This is a genomic window from Enterocloster sp. 210928-DFI.2.20 (assembly GCF_020554465.1).
GTDB lineage: Bacteria > Bacillota > Clostridia > Lachnospirales > Lachnospiraceae > Enterocloster > Enterocloster bolteae.
The window spans coordinates 215530-232651 of sequence record NZ_JAJCHK010000003.1; the positions used below are offsets into that span (position 1 = coordinate 215530).

Sequence of the window (17122 nt, forward strand, 5' to 3'; positions counted from 1 at the left end):
TTATGATTCTCCTAACGTTGCAAGCATAACTGCTTTGATGGTATGCATCCGGTTCTCAGCCTCGTCAAACACAACCGACTGGCCTGACTCGAATACTTCGTCTGTTACCTCCAGCTCGGACACATTAAAACGTTCTCCCATCTCCTTGCCAATCTTGGTCTTAAGGTCATGGAAAGAGGGCAGGCAGTGCAGGAAAATGGCATTAGGTCCGGCCAGGTCCATGACAGCCTTTGTCACCTTATATGGAGTCAGCTCCTCAATCCTCTCCTCCCATACCTCGTCAGGCTCACCCATGGATACCCACACATCCGTATCAATGATATCCGCTCCCTTAACCGCTTCCGCCACATGCTCTGTGAGAGTAACGGAACCGCCGCTGGCCGCCGCATAGGCCTCGCATTCCTTGACCAGAGATGGGTCCGGGAAATACTTAGCCGGAGCACAGGCCACGAAATGCATGCCCATCTTTGTGCAGGCAATCATCAGGGAGTTACCCATATTATAACGCGCATCTCCCATATACACAAGCTTTAAGCCTTTCAAACATCCCAAATGCTCCCGTATGGTGAGAAGATCCGCCAACATCTGGGTGGGGTGGTCCTCATTGGTCAGGCCGTTCCAGACAGGCACACCGGCGTACTTTGCCAGTTCCTCCACGATTTCCTGTCCGAAACCGCGGTATTCGATGCCCTCATACATTCTTCCCAAAACTCTTGCTGTATCCGCAATGCTTTCCTTCTTTCCAATCTGTGACCCAGACGGGTCCAGATAAGTGGTCCCCATACCCAGGTCATGGGCTGCCACCTCAAAGGCGCACCGCGTTCTGGTACTGGTTTTCTCAAAGATAAGGGCCACATTCTTTCCGCGCAGCGAATCTACCAGAACCCCCTGTTTCTTTTTATCCTTCAGGTCCGCTGCCAAATCCAGCAGATATGTAATCTCCTCCGGTGTATAATCCTTCAGTGTCAAAAAATGTCTTCCTTTTAAGTCCATAGCGTCCTCCCTGTTATGCCGCCCATGTCCTGCCATGGCCCCGGCTTGATTTTCTGCAATAAATAACCATGCATTTCTATTCAAAAACGCATAGTTATTTATATTTATGCATCTTTATGCATAATATACTACACCTGAGTGCTGCTGTCAAGTATGGGAATCATGGCTTTTAATGCAGCGGCACCAGCTTTTTTATGAATCAGGCGCAGCAGTTCCTCCACTGTATAAATTTTAAAACGGCTTATACGGTATTGTTTTGCCAAATCCTCCAGTATGGACAGGTACAGCTCCTTATAGTCCCATCCCTCCTTCAGTTTCAGTTCCTTTGCCAGCCGGGGAAATACCTGTTCTGTATAAACACGGTATCCCGGAGAGAGGTCCTTCTGTTCCTCCCGCCCGTGCTTTGCCTCTCCTGCCTCCTGCAGCTCCGGTTCCATGTAAGAAAGGAGGCTCTGTATCTCCGATATCATTTTATCAAAATAGTAAGGCTCGCCTTCCGGCGCATCAATATAATAGGCACGTCCCGCCAGGCCATAAAGCATACGTTTTCCGTCGAAATACCCCAGCAGCATGTTTCTTCTCGCCCGGCGTCTGTCAAACTCCAGAAGGCCGCCCAAATCCCTCCTCGGCGCCACATGGTACAGGGTTGCTCCTTCCGGCACCTCCAGCTTCTTTTCCGTGTCTACACCGTAACCATATATCCGCAGAACAATCACGTCCCTGTAACCTCTGTCCAGAAGCACATCCACCGGCACATTATTAATTCCGCCGCCGTCCATATAATACTTGCCGCCCAGCCGCTCCTGACGGAAGCCCAGCAGATAGGCGCTGGCCATAAGCAGGTCCGCTATTCCTCCCTCAGGAGCCTCCTTCACATCGGCAATAAGGGGATGCCGGTCAGAAATGGAGTAGGTTACCACATAGAGCTCCCTGTCAGAATTTCGTATCTTTTCCTCGTCCACCACATCCTCAATCAAAGCCCTGAGGGGAGCAATATCAAAGCCGCCGTCCCTCAGAACCCGTATGGCCCCGGCTATGAGTTCCCCCACATTAAGGGGCGCCAGACTGGAAATATTCTTAAGGCTGAATTTTGTCAGACGTTCCATAAGTTCATCATCCACATCCATGACCCTGGAGTAACTGATATTCTCCCAGATGCGCTCTGCCTTTTCAAAATCATCCATGCAAATAAGGGCACCGTTCAAGGCGCCCACCGAAGTACCCGCGGCGCCCTTTATCCTGATGCCCGCTTCCCTGAGGGCGCGCCAGGCGCCTATCTGATAAGCGCCTTTTGCCCCTCCGCCCTCCAGGACAATTCCATATTCCTTACTCAAATCCAGCTGCAGCTTAATGATGTCCACCTGCCCTTTCCCGTCTGCCCAGAATAAATGCCAAAGGACGTATAAGAATAAGCGTGAGGAATGATACGGCCACGAACACTGCCAGCTGCGCCTCCATGGGCAGCCCTGCCAGAGCTGCCGCAAATCCGCCTATGGCCCCTGCGGCAAACCACAGGGAAGTCAGACATCCGAAAGCCAGCTCCACTCCCAGAAAAATCAAAAATGATACAAGCCATCCAACTGATAACATATGCACCTTCTCCTTCCTGCGGGCAGATATGGCCAAAAGTCCTTTCCTTATGCTGTCTCCGCCGGGACGCTGCAGCTTCTTCTCTGTCTGGCTGTCTCAAACATAAGAACGGAAGCAGCAATTGCAGCGTTCAGGGATTCCACCTTTCCCTCCATGGGAATCTTCACCAGGCAGTCTGCCAGCGAGGTGGTTTCCTCCGTAAGACCATTGGCCTCATTTCCAATTAAAAAGCCCACATTGTCAGTATAATCTTCCTGGTCATAATTATTCATACCTTTCAGATGGGCCGCAAAAAGACGCACTCCCCTGTTTTTCATGAGCAGGCAGGCATCCTGCAGGTCATCTGCATACACAAAGGGCATCCTGAATATGGATCCCATCGTGGATCGTATCACTTTTGGATTATATATATCTGCCGTATCATGATTCATAACAATGCCGGTGATACCAGCGCCCTCTCCTGCCCTGATTATGGTACCAAGGTTTCCGGGGTCCTGTATCGTCTCCAGTACCATGATGGCCAGAGACCTGCCGTCTGGTGCTGGTTTTACAATGTCATCCATGGTATAGCGCTTCTGCCTCACCACGGCCAGCACTCCCTGGGGCGTCTGCGTATCTGCCATAACATTCATGACCACATCGCTGACTGTCTCCGGCCGGAACCGCCCCATCCATTTCCTGTTATCCGCGTCCCCTGCAAAGTTCTCCGTAACATACAGGGCATCCACATCCTCCGGGTTCAGCTCCCTGCACATTCTGAGGCCTTCCACCACATACATGCCCTCTTCCCGCCGGGCCTTTGCTTTGCTTCTCAGGCTCACAACACGCTTTACCTGCTTGTTTGATGTACTGTTAATCATCCGTATTCATTCTCCTGACACTGCTTATTTGATGCCTTCCAGTTCCTCCAGCCACACCCTGCCCGATGCATCGCTGGGCATCCTCAAATCCCCTCTGGGGGAAACCGCCACAGAACCCACCTTAGGCCCGTCCGGAAGGCAGGAACGCTTAAACTGCTGGCTGAAGAAACGTCTGTAGAACACGTTCAGCCATTTAAGGATCGTCTCCCTGTCATACTGAGACTTAAATGCCTGGATTGCCAGACGGTAAATCTTGGACGGGGCATATCCGTATCTGAGTATATAGTAAAGATAAAAGTCATGAAGCTCATAAGGCCCCACCAAATCCTCTGTTTTCTGTGAAATCTGGCCGTCCTCCGGGGGCAGAAGTTCAGGGCTCACAGGTGTATCCAGCACATCAAGGAGCACATCCGCCAGCTCCTTTTCATTGCATGTATCCGCATAGTAGCGGACCAGATGACGGACCAGGGTCTTGGGAACCGACCCATTGACACCATACATGGACATGTGGTCGCCGTTATAGGTAGCCCATCCCAGGGCAAGCTCCGACATGTCTCCGGTCCCGATTACCAGGCCTCCCACCTCATTGGCGATATCCATGAGAACCTGGGTTCTTTCTCTGGCCTGGCTGTTCTCATAGGTCACATCATGTTTGTCCATATCATGGCCGATATCTTCAAAATGGCGTGTCACCGCCTCCCTGATATTAATTTCGCGGAGTTTTGCCCCCACCTTTCCGGCCAGGGTGCAGGCATTATTATAAGTCCTGTCTGTGGTCCCGAAGCAGGGCATGGTTATGCAATGTATGCCGGACCTGGGGATCCTGAGGCTGTCAAAAGCCCTCACAGTTACCAGCAGAGCCAGCGTGGAGTCAAGCCCTCCCGACAGTCCTATCACTGCTTCATGGCATCCCGTGTGCTCCAGACGCTTCTTAAGACCCATGGCCTGAATGGATAGTATCTCCTCACACCGCCTGTTTCTCTGTCTCTCATCCCTGGGCACAAAGGGAGCCGGGTCCACGTACCGGAGCACATCACCGCCCGGCTGCGTGGAACCATGGGTCTGGGTATCCTGACTCCCTGCGCTGTCCTCCGAAACCGCATCAAAGCTGAACTCCACGGTCAGATACCCGCCTTCCTCCCTGGCTGCTGCCGGGTCCGGGAATGTGCTCATGCGCCTGCGCTCACTGTCCAGGCGTTCCAAATCCATATCAGCACATATGCTCTCGTTGATAAACCGTCTGGACTCCACCAGACAGGTCCCGTTTTCAGCTATAATATTCTGGCCGCCAAACACCAAATCCTGGGTGGATTCCCCCTCCCCCGCATTGGCATAGACATACCCGCACACCAGCCTGGCTGACTGGCTGCATATCAGATCATGGCGGTACATGTCCTTGCCTGTGGTCTCATCGCTGGCAGAGCAGTTTACCACCACCGTGGCCCCGGCCAGGGCATGTCTGATGCTGGGCGGGCATGGCACCCACACGTCCTCGCATATTTCAGCTGCCACCGTAAGTTCCGGCATGGTATTGCACCTGAATAAAAGGTTGGTGCCCATGGGGACCTTCTCTCCGTTCCAGCAGGTCATCACCGGCCGTTCATTGCCCGGGCAAAAATTCCTAGCCTCATAAAACTCCGAATAATTGGGCAGGTTCCGCTTGGGCACTACGCCTATAAGTCTGCCCTTTTGGATGGCTGCCGCTGCATTGTAGAGCTTCCCGTCCCGCTCCCAGGGAAGCCCCAAAAACACCAGGATGTCCTTTCCGTCCGTAAACCGGACAATACGGCCCAGCTCTTCCTTCGCCCTTCTCAGCAGGGCCTTCTGACCAAACAGGTCCGCACATGTATACGCGGTAAGACAAAGCTCCGGAAACACCATAAGCTTCACTCCCCTGCTGTATCCCTGACCAATCAAGTCCATAATCTGCTGTGCGTTATATTGTGGGTCAGCCACCCTGACCTTTGGCGTGGCAGCTGCTACCCTTAAAAATCCATCTTTCATGTCTGGCCTCCATTGAAAATAATTGTTTTGATTTAATATACCACAGATTGACAGAAAAATATAGGGAGGAATTGGGCCGGATAGGTACATGAACCAGGGAAGAGTTTGGGGAAAACTCCCCATTTACATCCCCTCAATTCTATTATACAATCATAAAAACAAATAAAATACAGGAGTTGTTTCTATGATGATAAATGAATTTTCCAGAACTGAGATGCTCATAGGCACTGAGGGGATGAGTAAGCTTAAGAACTCCACAGTGGCTGTATTCGGAGTCGGAGGGGTTGGGTCCCATGCAGCGGAGGCCCTGGCCAGGTGCGGGGTGGGGCGCCTGATTCTTGTGGACAATGATACGGTTTCCCTCACCAACATTAACCGGCAGAGTATTGCGCTCCACAGTACCATGGGGCAGTTTAAGACCCGGGTCATGAAGGACAAAATTGCTGACATCTGTCCCGGCACACAGGTTATTACCTTTGAGGAATTTGTGCTTCCCGATAATATAGAAAGCCTTTTTGAACGTATGAAGCACCAGATGGGACAGGGCAGCTCTGTGGATTATATCCTGGATGCCATAGATACCGTGACAGCCAAACTTGCCCTGGCAGGCTTTGCCGCCTCCCACGCTGTCCCTGTGATCGCTTCCATGGGTACCGGCAACAAGCTTCACCCGGAACTCTTTCGTATATCCGATATCTCCCAGACCTCTGTATGCCCCCTCTGCAAGGTAATGCGCAGGGAACTAAAAGCCAGGAACATCAGGGAACTAAAGGTCTGCTGGTCGCCGGAACAGCCTCTTACCCCCGGACAGACAGCGGAGGATACCGGGTGCCGCCGCGCCACTCCCGGAAGCATTTCTTTTGTACCGCCTGTGGCCGGACTTGTTATTGCAGGAGAAATCATAAGGGATATCTGCGGGCTGGCTTAGCCGCAGATATCCCTCTTCGTTTTATAATGATTCATACCGGCCCTATTCCAGGGGCGCCCGGTAAAACCTGCCTACAAACTGCTGTGTCCTCAGCACATTGATAATGATATGTTCATCTGCTTCCTGCATGATGTGGATGGCGTTGTTTACCTCATAGGCTGATATGACTGTATTTAAAAGGTACATTTTCTTTTTGCTGTACCCTCCCATAGCTTCCACACAGGACATTCCATGGCGGAAATGGCTGATATAGGCGTCCACCACCTGCTGCCCCTTCATGGTGGTTGCCTGAAGGGTAACCAGCTCATAGCGGTGGTGGAAGGCGGAAATCATGCGTGTGGAGATGAACTGGAAGATAATGGAGTATCCCGCGTGCTTCCAGCCGAAAATGGCGCCGTAAAAGCAGTACATAACAGCATTTCCAAAAAACACATAGGACCAGATGGAGTGCCCGGTGCGGTTGGATACAAACAGGGCTATAAAGTCCGTGCCTCCGGTGGACGCGTTTCCCCTGAGAGCAATGACGATTGCACTTCCAAAGATGACGCCGCCAAAAATAACATTCAGCACCTCATCTGTAAAGATGGGGCTGAAGTTGAATATCTGCAGAAAAATACTGCTTAAGAATACCTGGACCAGGGAAAATATGGTAAAACGGAAGCTGATTCCCTTGCAGCACAGGACTGCCACCGGAATATTCAGCATAATCATGGTGACCTGCATGGGAATATTAAGCCCGTTCAATTCCCCCAGCCGTTCCACAAGCATGGCCATGCCTGTAAATCCACCGGATATGATACCGGCCGGCCGCACAAAAACCTGCAGTGCATAGGACTGGATGAGAGCGGATACAAACACCGCAGCCACTGTGATACCGGTTCTTACCCGCCTGTCTTTCTTCCATTGATTGATAAAAGCTGAGATTCTCAGAATCTGTCCCATAGGAAAATTCGCTCCTGTTTCATTTAGTTATCATATCACATAATTATCCTTCATGCTTTTTTGCCACTGTACCAAATCCTCCAGCGTATATTTATCCACCACTCCGCTGATGGCCTCATCCAGCTCGCGCCACAGACGCAGGGTCACACAGTCCATCTGCCTGGTACAGGGGTTTTTATCTCCGCTTAAGCAGTCCACCGGAGCCAGGCTTCCCTCTGTGATTCTCAAAATGGAACCCACCGTATAGTCCGATGACGGTCTGGCCAGATAATAACCCCCCTGATTTCCCCTGATGCTGCGCACAAATCCGGCTCTGGATAAGATAGAGATAATCTGCTCCAGATATTTACCGGATATCCCCTGCCGGTTGGCTATGTCTTTTATTTTAACGGGCTCGCCGTCTCCGTGGATGGCTAAATCCACCATAGTGCGGAGAGCATAACGGCCTTTTGTCGATACTAGCATGTATGTTCACGTCCTTTGTCTTAAATTTTATCCTGCCATGAGTATATCATACTATTCCTGTAGGAAATATGTCAATAGTAAGTTATCTTCCCTGCCAGGTCTGCCTAAATGCTTTATGAATAGAGTGCACTATTTTCGGGAAAATAATATGGAAACTGAGAAAAATTGCAGGTCCGATTCCATAAGGCCGGCCTGCTGACGATTGAGAACGGAGGATTTTCATGAAGAATGAACCGTTATTCCTGACTGACAAAAACCACAATATCGTATTGGAGGCCCTTTCACCGGCTCCCAATGCAGCTCTCCCTGATTCCTGCAAACCCTTTGAAATCCTGGAGCCCACAACCACTGAGGGCGCAGCGGAAAAACATCTTCCGGTAGTGGAACAGGACGGACTCCATGTAACAGTCAAGGTTGGAAACATTTTCCATCCCATGGGTCAGGAACATAGCATCGGATGGGTGTGCCTTGTGACAAAAGCCGGCTGTGTCATGCGTGTTCCCCTGACCCCTGACTGCGAACCAGTGGCATCCTTCACCCTGGAAGAAGGGGACGCTCCTGCTGCTGCTTACGCTTACTGTAATCTTCACGGACTGTGGAAAAAATCAATCTGATTCCTTCCGGCAAAACACTCCTCAAACAGCCCCGGATGACAGTTTTTATACCCGCTGCCATTACCGGGGCAGAATGCCGGAAGCATCCGGACAAAAAAATGAGAGCCGCCCTTCCCCCACAGAAGGCAGCTCTCAGTCACGATCAAAAACCGTCACACTATTAGTTTATCTGGCATCCCCATACCAAACAAAAACCCGTAAGGCACTCCTTTGTGCTTCTTACATGGACACTATACCACCGCTCCCATGATTTGTCAATCATTTTTGTGCATATTAGTGAATTCCTTTCCCCTATATACAAGTTTTTATATAAATTTCTCCCATCCGTCCGCAGACCAAAGACAAATGTCTTCTGTATATTTATCTTTCATCGGTACATACTAACTTAAGCCATAATTTTTATCTGAAGTCACACAGAAAGGAAGAAACCATGGAATTTTCCCAAAATTTAAAAGACAACATTACTTACCTTCACAAGAAGCTGAATGTAGAGACGAATTTTGACGTGGTTTACCGCGTAGTCCACATCGGCGGCCGGGAAGCATGTCTTTATTTCATAGATGGTTTTACAAAGGATGAATCCCTGTTGAAAATTCTGCAGGTGTTCTCCACCATCAAACCGGAGGATATGCCAAAGGACGCCCACGGCTTCTCCAAACAGTATGTTCCATACGGCGAGATCGGACTGCTTTCCAATGACCAGGATATGACCGTCCAGCTGCTGTCCGGTGTATCCTGCCTCTTTATTGACGGTTATGATAAATGTATTACGATTGACTGCCGCACCTATCCTTCCCGCGGTGTCAGCGAACCGGAAAAGGATAAAGTCATGCGGGGCTCCAGAGATGGCTTTGTGGAAACCCTGATTTTTAATACGGCCCTGATTCGGCGGAGAATCCGCGATCCCAGGCTTACCGTGGAAATAACATCTGCCGGAGAGAGCTCCCACACTGACATTGCCATCTGTTATATGGAAAACAGGGTTGATAAGCAGCTCCTGGATAAAATCAAGAAACGGATTCAGAATCTGAAGGTAGATGCGCTGACCATGAATCAGGAAAGCCTGGCAGAGTGTCTCTTTCCCTATAAATGGTTCAATCCATTCCCGAAATTTAAATTTTCAGAACGGCCGGACACAGCTGCCGCCTCAATTTTGGAAGGAAATATCATCATCCTGGTAGACAACTCTCCTTCTGCCATGATACTTCCCTCCTCTGTCTTTGATATCATTGAGGAGGCAGATGATTACTACTTTCCTCCTATAACAGGCACTTACCTCCGTCTGTCCAGGATGACCATATCCCTGCTGTCCCTGCTTCTAACCCCTACATGGCTTCTGTTCATGCAGAATACGGAGCTCATACCGGACTGGCTGGCATTTATCCGGCTTTCGGACCCGCTTAATGTGCCTTTAATCTGGCAGCTTCTCATACTGGAATTTGCCATTGACGGCCTGCGGCTGGCGGCTGTCAATACCCCCAATATGCTGACCACCCCCCTCAGTGTGATTGCCGGTATTGTTCTGGGCGAATATGCAGTAAAATCAGGTTGGTTCAACAGTGAGACCATGCTCTACATGGCCTTTGTTACCATTGCCAATTATTCCCAGGCCAGCTTTGAATTAGGATATGCCATGAAATTCATGCGTATCATCATATTAATACTGACATCCATCCTGAATATATGGGGATTTGTCATCGGAATCATCCTGTCCGCCTGTGCCATCATATTCAACAGAACCATTGCCGGAAAGAGCTATATTTATCCTCTGATTCCATTTAGCCTCTCAGAATTAAAAAAGCGTTTTCTCAGGGGACGGCTGCCTCATACAGAGAAATAATTGACCTATCCCATGGTAAAACAGAATAGAGAAACAGTGAACCGGCCTTTTGGCCGGTTCTGTTTCCTAACTCATATTGTTATACATATCAAAATAGGCCTCCGCCTCTTTTTCTGTCAATGAAAAATGTTTCTCCAGCTTGGCCAGTATGACTTTTTTGTCTTTCCCCTCTTCCAGGTTATCTTTTATAAGGGCTTTAATGCCCTGTGACAAGCCCTGCGACAAGCCCCGCTCCAGCCCATTCTTCTGCGCATCTTCTGCAAGCCTCTTATAATAGCTTTGCATGGTAGCTTCGTCACTGGCTGCCTTAAGGCGCTCCAGGTACAGATAACGCAGTTCTTTGTCGGCATTCAGGCGTTCCAGTTCCTCCACCGCTTCCTTCATATAACGGTTTCTCTTTGCCATATCTTTAAGCACCTCCCAGTCACGGGCGGATATAAGCTTTGCCCAGTGATATATCTCTGTTTGTTTTTCCTCCTCACTGCAGGAAACCAGTTGACTTAAGTATAGCACACGCAGGCTGATTTTGCCACTATAGACACACCCGGTTTTATCATCCATAAGCCGTATGACCGAATAAAAATGCTCTGTTCCTTTCCGTGGAAATCCCAGGATGCTGATATGTATACACTCCTCCAACGCATCATAATTCTGGCCTTTCAAAAAGTCTTCTGTATACATACGGCTGATATAAAAGAGGCTCCGTTCTTCCCAGAAAGGATGTGACAAAAGCTGTATTTCTATATTCACTTTCTTACAGTGGTTCAGGCGCACCTTTACATCCAGTATTCCTTCCCGGTCATCAGCATATTCCCCGTGGAGAAATGTGTCCGGGAATTCCAGACTGGTGATCTCACCTGCCGGAATGTCCAGCAGACTGCTTAAAAGCCCTGTCAGCGCAGTCTTGTTGCGGAATGTTTTCTTAAAGGCGAAGTCATTGGTCAGGCTTATATCCAGGGGCCTTCCGCTGTCTGCCAGCTGTTTTAGCTGCAAATCCACTTTTTTCTTTCCTTCCCTAAAAAAACGTCTGATACGCCCTTTGTGCCATTTTCCCATAGGCATTGTCCTCCATGAACTATTTGATTTATGTGATATGAGCGGAAATCCCGGCAGATACGCCAGTACCCGGCAAAAACATTGGATTTTATGCCGGAAAAGATTTTTATATAGATTGTTCAGAAACAATCTGATTGGTCCAGTATAACATATAAAGGTACTGCTTTCAATATCTCCCCTGCTTTTAAACGGAGTAAATACGCTTTATATCCATGCAAAAAGCAGCGCCGGATCCCTTACCTTTGCCAAAGGAGAGATATCCGGCGCTGCCAATCTTCTGTTTTAAATCATAGCCATTACAGCTTATCCGCATTTCTGAACAGGGTATGGCCGTTTGCGTTCTTCACCAGACCGGTCACATCAGGCTTAGCCAGGACGATGGCATTCAGATAATACAGCGGTATAATGGGCATCTCATCCATCAGGATGGCCTCCGCCTCCTTGAATATCTCCATACGCTTGCTGTTGTCCGCCAGGTTCCGGCATTCTTCTATCATGCTGTCATACTTCATGGCATTGTCCCCGCTCCAGCGGTTCTGGTTATAGGCGCGGGCCTGGGTAAAGCAGTTCAGGTTTGTGTCCGGATCCAGATAGTCACCGGTCCATCCGTCAAAGCAAACATCAAAGTTTCCGGCCTTCTGCTCATCCCAGTACACCTTGGACTCAAAGGTAACAATGTCTGCCTGGACTCCAAGATTATCCTTCCACATGGACTGGATTACCTGGGCAATGTCCTTATTCTCTTTTGTGTTGGTAACAATAAAGGTCAGAACAGGCAGTCCCTCTCCATTGGGATATCCCGCGTCTGCCAGGAGTTTCTTTGCAGCTTCCACATCCTCTTGAATCAAATCACCTGATACGGTGCGGAAATCCTCGGAGGAGCCTTCATATGGTATCCCATAAGGCACGAATCCGTAGGCCGGCTCAGGCTTTGACGGAACGATGGACTCGCAGATTGTCCTGCGGTCAATAGCCATGGCCAGGGCCCTTCTCACATCCGGATTGGACAGATACTCTTTGGAACAGTTGAAATCGTAATATCTGGTTCCAATCTTGTCATATCCTTTCAGTTCTTCTGTATTCCCATACTGGTCAATGGCCTGGGAAGTTACCAGGTTATCGCCCATAGCGTCAATCTCACCTGCATTATATGCGGACAGGGCTGACTCCGGAGACTGGATAATCACGATTTCCACTCCGTCCAGTTTGACGGAATCAGCGTCATAGTAATTGGGATTTTTCTTCAGCACATAGCTGCTCTGGGGATTTATCTTCTCCAGGGTAAATGCACCGTTGCACACATAGGTATCCGCGGATTTGGTCCAGGGATCCTGTCCCTCCACCACCTCCTGCTTGACAGGGAAAAAGTTGCTGGACGCTGTCAGATAAAGGAAATATGGCGTAGGTGCTTTCAGGGTTACCTCCAGGGTTTTGTCATCCACAGCCTTTACCCCCACATCCTGGGCAGAGCCGCCCTGTGTGTTGTATTCTTCCCCGCCCTTCAGATAGTGCAGTTCCCAAGCAGCCGGGGAAGCCGTATCAGGATTCAGGACGCGCTTCCAGGAATATTCAAAGTCTCCTGCCGTCAGATCACTTCCATCGGACCATTTAAGTCCGTCCTTCAATGTGAAGGTGTAGGTCAGCCCGTCTTCGCTTACCTCATATGTGTCACACATGGCATTGCTCAGGCTTCCGTCTGCCTCCAGCTGGAACAGGCCGCAGAACATATTCTGCAGGAAGGTGGACGATGTGCTGTAGTTATTCAGTGTAGGGTCCAGTGTTTCCGGTTCCTCCATCACTGCATAGGTAAGGATCTTTTCTCCCTCTTTTGACCCGGCGGTCCCAGCTGCCGAAGCTTCTGTACCGGCATCTGTACCGGCAGGACTGCTTTGTGCCTGGCCGCAACCGGCCAGGGTAGTGGCTGTCAGGGCTGCACACAGCAATAGGCTTAATTTTTTCTTCATAACATTTCCTCCTAGTTTTTAACGGATTCCCGTTTGGCAGAATCCAATACAGGAAATTATACCTGCATTCTCCGTGGAAAGTCAATACATGGAAAGCAGTTTGGCTGGGCCGGCCACGTCACCTGCCACCTCCCTGCCACCTCCCTGTGGCCGGGCGCCTCTCCTACTCCAGCTCCAGCCCGCCTGTATACAGCTGGTAATACATTCCCCTCTCCCTTATCAGGCTCTCGTGGTCTCCCCGCTCAGCAATACGTCCATGGTCCAGTACCATGATAGCGTCGGAATTGCGGATGGTGGAAAGCCTGTGGGCTATGACGAATACGGTTCTGCCCTTCATCAGCTCATCCATGCCTCTCTGCACCATAGCCTCTGTCCTGGTATCAATGCTGGAAGTGGCTTCATCCAGAATCAGGACCGGAGGATCTGCAATGGCTGCCCGCGCAATGGCTAAAAGCTGGCGCTGGCCCTGGGACAGCTCCTCGCCGTCTCCTGTAAGCATGGTATCGTATCCTTCCGGCAGCATCTCTATAAACTGGTCGGCATTGGCCAGCTTCGCCGCATCGCAGATCTCCCTGTCCGTGGCATCCAGCTTTCCATATCGTATATTCTCTCTGATTGTACCGGTAAACAGGTGGGTATCCTGGAGCACGATGCCAAGAGAGCGGCGCAGGTCGTCTTTCTTTATATGGCGGATATCAATACCATCATATGTGATAGAGCCCTTCTGTATGTCGTAAAAACGGTTAATCAGATTGGTTATGGTGGTCTTTCCCGCCCCTGTGGCTCCCACAAAAGCCAGCTTCTGCCCCGGCTTCGCATACAAGCTGATGTCATGGAGCACTGCATGCCCCGGCTCGTATCCAAAGTCCATATCCTGAAACCGCACATCACCGGTAAGTCTTGTGTATGCGGCCGTGCCGTCCTCACAGGGACATTTCCAGGCCCACAGGCTGGTCCGTTCCGGTACCTCTGTCATTTTTCCGCTTTCATCCATACGGACATTGACAAGGGTCACATCTCCCCGGTCTGTCTCCGGTTCCTCATCCATCATATTAAAAATACGTTCTGCCCCTGCCAGGGCCATGATAATGGAATTGGACTGCTGGGATATCTGGGCAAAGGGCTGGTTAAAGCTCTTTGTAAACTGGAGATAAGAAGCAATCTGGCCCAGGGTCAGCCCTGCCAGGCCGCTTAGTGACAGAATTCCTCCTGCGATAGCTGTGAGCACAAACTGCAGGTTGCCTATGTTGGTAATGACCGGCATAATAACATTGGCGTACTTGTTGGCGTGGAATGCGCTGTCATAGAGCCGGTCATTCAGCTTGTCGAATTCCTCCCTGGTCTCCTCCTCATGGTTAAATACCTTGATGACCTTCTGTCCGCTTAAACGCTCCTCAATGTATCCCGTCACCTTTCCGATAGCCAGCTGCTGCGCCACGAAATATCGTCCGCACCGGCCTGCCAGAGTCCTGCTGACAAAGAGCATGAGAACTATCATGGCTGCTGCCAGGACAGAGAGGGGAACGCTGATACCTATCATCACCGCGGATATGGCTATGATGGTGACAAAGGAGGACAATACCATGGGCAGAGCCTGGTTAATCATCTGTCTCAGGGTGTCGATATCATTGGTATAACGGCTCATAAGCTCTCCATGGGGATGACGGTCAAAATACCGTACAGGCAGCGTCTGCATATGCTCAAACATCTCATCCCTGATACGCTTCTGGACGCCCTGGCCAATATTTATCATCAGACGGTTATAAGTGTAGGTACAAATAACCCCGGCCACATAAAAGGCTGCCAGCCCTGCCATAACATGGTTCAGAACCGTAAAATCAGGATGCTGCTGCCCCAGGAGAGGGGTGATAAAATCATCTATGAGCACCATCAAAAACAGCGGTCCCGCCACATTGGCCAGAGCGCTTATGACAATGGTCACCAGCACACAGACAAACTGGAGCCTGTAAGTGCCTGCCACATACCCCATAAGGCGTTTTGCCGTTTTGGCATAATGGTGGTTCACGGCTGCGTTTTTCTTATTTCCCATCATGATCATCTCCCCCTTTCTTCTGGGATTCAAATACTTCCCTGTAAATCTTATTCCTGGCAAACAGCTCCTGGGGCGTACCAAAGTCATCCACAGCGCCGTGGTTCAGCACGATCACCTTATCTGCATCCTCCACCGAGGATATCCTCTGTGCTATGATTATCTTGGTGGTGTCAGGAATCTCCTCCCGGAACGCCCTGCGAATCATGGCGTCTGTTTTCGTATCCACTGCGCTGGTAGAATCATCCAGAATCAATATCTTAGGCTTCTTGAGCAGGGCCCTGGCAATACAGAGCCTCTGCTTCTGTCCCCCGGATACATTGGTTCCTCCCTGGTCGATATAGGTTTCATACTGGTCGGGAAACTGCCGGATAAACTCGTCTGCCTGGGCCAGACAGCAGGCCCGCTCGATTTCCCCGTCCGTGGCATTTTCATTGCCCCACCGCAGGTTTTCACGGATGGTGCCGCTGAACAGGATATTTTTCTGCAGAACCACTGCCACCTGATTTCTCAGGGACTTAAGCCCATACTCCTTCACATCCCGTCCGCCCACTTTAAGACAGCCCCCGGTCACATCGTACAGCCTTGGTATCAGCTGCACAAGAGTGGTCTTGGAACTTCCAGTCCCTCCCAGTATGCCTATGGTCTCTCCGGATTTTATGTGGATATCCACGTCCTTAAGAGCCAGCTTCTCCTTATCTCCTATGTAGCTGAAGGACACATGCTCAAAGTCAATGCTGCCGTCCGCCACCTCCTGTACCGGATCATCCGGGTCTGACAGGCTGCTCTTTTCATCCAGCACCTCCACAATACGCTCTGCCGAAGAACGGGCCATGATGACCATCACAAACACCATGGAGAGCATCATCAGGCTGGACAATATCTGGACCGCATAGATAATCATGCTGGTGAGCTCACCTGTTGTCATTCTGCTTCCCACAATGAGTCTGGCTCCCAGCCCTGATACCAGCAGGATGCAGTTATACATGCAGAACTGCATCAGCGGGCTGTTCCAGGCTACAATCTTTTCCGCATACTTAAACTGATAAAAGACCTCCTGGGATATGTGCCGGAACTTTTCGATTTCATACGGCTCCCTCACATAGGCTTTTACCACCCGGATGGCGTTCAGATTTTCCTGAACCACGCGGTTTAACACGTCATAGCGCTTGAATACAGCCTCAAAATAGGGATGGGCCTTTATCACAATGTAAAAGAGCCCCGCTGCCAGGATTGGCAGCACGATAAAAAAGATGGTGGAAAGCTCCCTGCTGATTCCCATAGCCATAATCAGCGCAAAACAGAGCATGATGGGGCCTCTGATAGCAATGCGGATTACCATTTGGTACGCATTCTGCACATTGGTGATGTCCGTGGTCAGACGCGTCACCAGACTGGAAGGAGAAAAGCGGTCAATATTGGAAAAAGAAAACTCCTGTATGTGGTGGAACATATCCTTTCTCAAATTCCGTGCCATACCTGCCGAGGCCCTGGCCGCATTCGTCCCTGCCAGGATACCGAATACCAGAGCCATCATGGACATAACTAAAAGCACGGCTCCAATCTTCAGAATATAGCCGATACTTCCCCCGCTCATCCCCTTATCAATCATCAGCGCCATGACGCCGGGCACCAGAACTTCCATAAGCACCTCCAGCACCACAAAAACCGGGCAGAGAAGAGATGGCTTTTTATACTCCCGGACTGAGCCAAGCAAAGCCCGGACTGTCTTTTGATGTTGTCCTTTCACTGTTAAAACCTCCTTTTTTTGTAAATTCCCTTGGATTTTGGGGCAATTTAAAGAGCCTAAGACGGC

General features: G+C 50.2%; 14 protein-coding genes. 3 read left to right on the forward strand and 11 right to left on the reverse strand.

Annotation, left to right across the window (positions count from 1 at the left end):
• The 5 genes from argF to LI015_RS05410 all read right to left on the reverse strand — a co-directional run bounded on the left by argF (position 1) and on the right by LI015_RS05410 (position 5447).
• Positions 1-993 carry an ornithine carbamoyltransferase gene (gene argF, locus LI015_RS05390; RefSeq protein ID WP_002564790.1) on the reverse strand — a complete coding sequence of 331 codons (993 nt, stop codon included), beginning with the start codon at positions 991-993 and terminating at the stop codon, positions 1-3.
• Positions 994-1121: 128 nt separating this feature from the next.
• Positions 1122-2354: a patatin-like phospholipase family protein gene (locus LI015_RS05395; RefSeq protein WP_002572565.1), complete on the reverse strand. Its 1233-nt coding sequence runs from the start codon at positions 2352-2354 to the stop codon at positions 1122-1124.
• Positions 2341-2583 carry an NfeD family protein gene (locus LI015_RS05400; RefSeq protein WP_002564792.1) on the reverse strand — a complete coding sequence of 81 codons (243 nt, stop codon included), beginning with the start codon at positions 2581-2583 and terminating at the stop codon, positions 2341-2343. The genes LI015_RS05395 and LI015_RS05400 overlap by 14 nt, the downstream gene beginning before the upstream one ends.
• Positions 2584-2630: 47 nt before the next feature.
• A complete protein-coding gene (locus LI015_RS05405) occupies positions 2631-3443 on the reverse strand; it encodes a TrmH family RNA methyltransferase (RefSeq protein WP_002564793.1) in 813 nt (270 codons plus the stop codon).
• 24 nt (positions 3444-3467) lie between these two features.
• Positions 3468-5447, reverse strand: coding sequence for an NAD(+) synthase (locus LI015_RS05410; RefSeq protein WP_002564794.1), 1980 nt, complete (start codon positions 5445-5447; stop codon positions 3468-3470).
• Between the two features lie 187 nt (positions 5448-5634).
• Between LI015_RS05410 and LI015_RS05415 the strand changes: the two genes are divergently transcribed.
• Positions 5635-6375, forward strand: a complete 741-nt coding sequence (locus tag LI015_RS05415) for a tRNA threonylcarbamoyladenosine dehydratase (protein ID WP_117626252.1) — start codon at positions 5635-5637, stop codon at positions 6373-6375.
• Positions 6376-6417: 42 nt separating this feature from the next.
• On the opposite strand, the gene LI015_RS05420 is transcribed toward LI015_RS05415, so the two are convergent.
• Together LI015_RS05420 and LI015_RS05425 are read right to left on the reverse strand one after the other, a co-directional pair.
• Positions 6418-7317 carry a YitT family protein gene (locus tag LI015_RS05420; RefSeq protein ID WP_002564796.1) on the reverse strand — a complete coding sequence of 300 codons (900 nt, stop codon included), beginning with the start codon at positions 7315-7317 and terminating at the stop codon, positions 6418-6420.
• A 30-nt stretch (positions 7318-7347) separates the two neighbouring features.
• The gene (locus LI015_RS05425) at positions 7348-7782 is read right to left on the reverse strand and encodes an RrF2 family transcriptional regulator (protein ID WP_002564797.1); all 435 of its coding nucleotides are present in this window, start codon (positions 7780-7782) and stop codon (positions 7348-7350) included.
• Positions 7783-8003: 221 nt separating this feature from the next.
• Between LI015_RS05425 and LI015_RS05430 the strand changes: the two genes are divergently transcribed.
• Entirely contained in the window at positions 8004-8396 is a 393-nt protein-coding gene (locus tag LI015_RS05430; protein ID WP_227124281.1) for a desulfoferrodoxin family protein, read from the forward strand.
• Positions 8397-8826: 430 nt separating this feature from the next.
• On the forward strand, positions 8827-10236 hold the full coding sequence (locus tag LI015_RS05435) for a spore germination protein (RefSeq protein ID WP_002564799.1): 1410 nt from the start codon (positions 8827-8829) through the stop codon (positions 10234-10236).
• Between the two features lie 66 nt (positions 10237-10302).
• Here LI015_RS05435 and LI015_RS05440 read toward each other — a convergent pair whose 3' ends face one another.
• The 4 genes from LI015_RS05440 to LI015_RS05455 all read right to left on the reverse strand — a co-directional run bounded on the left by LI015_RS05440 (position 10303) and on the right by LI015_RS05455 (position 17056).
• On the reverse strand, positions 10303-11292 hold the full coding sequence (locus tag LI015_RS05440; protein ID WP_117626189.1) for an Rpn family recombination-promoting nuclease/putative transposase: 990 nt from the start codon (positions 11290-11292) through the stop codon (positions 10303-10305).
• 296 nt (positions 11293-11588) lie between these two features.
• Positions 11589-13256 carry a peptide ABC transporter substrate-binding protein gene (locus LI015_RS05445; protein ID WP_227124282.1) on the reverse strand — a complete coding sequence of 556 codons (1668 nt, stop codon included), beginning with the start codon at positions 13254-13256 and terminating at the stop codon, positions 11589-11591.
• A gap of 163 nt (positions 13257-13419) precedes the next feature.
• Positions 13420-15309 carry an ABC transporter ATP-binding protein gene (locus LI015_RS05450; protein WP_227124283.1) on the reverse strand — a complete coding sequence of 630 codons (1890 nt, stop codon included), beginning with the start codon at positions 15307-15309 and terminating at the stop codon, positions 13420-13422.
• Positions 15296-17056: an ABC transporter ATP-binding protein gene (locus LI015_RS05455; RefSeq protein WP_002564803.1), complete on the reverse strand. Its 1761-nt coding sequence runs from the start codon at positions 17054-17056 to the stop codon at positions 15296-15298. The genes LI015_RS05450 and LI015_RS05455 overlap by 14 nt, the downstream gene beginning before the upstream one ends.
• Positions 17057-17122 lie beyond the last annotated feature (66 nt).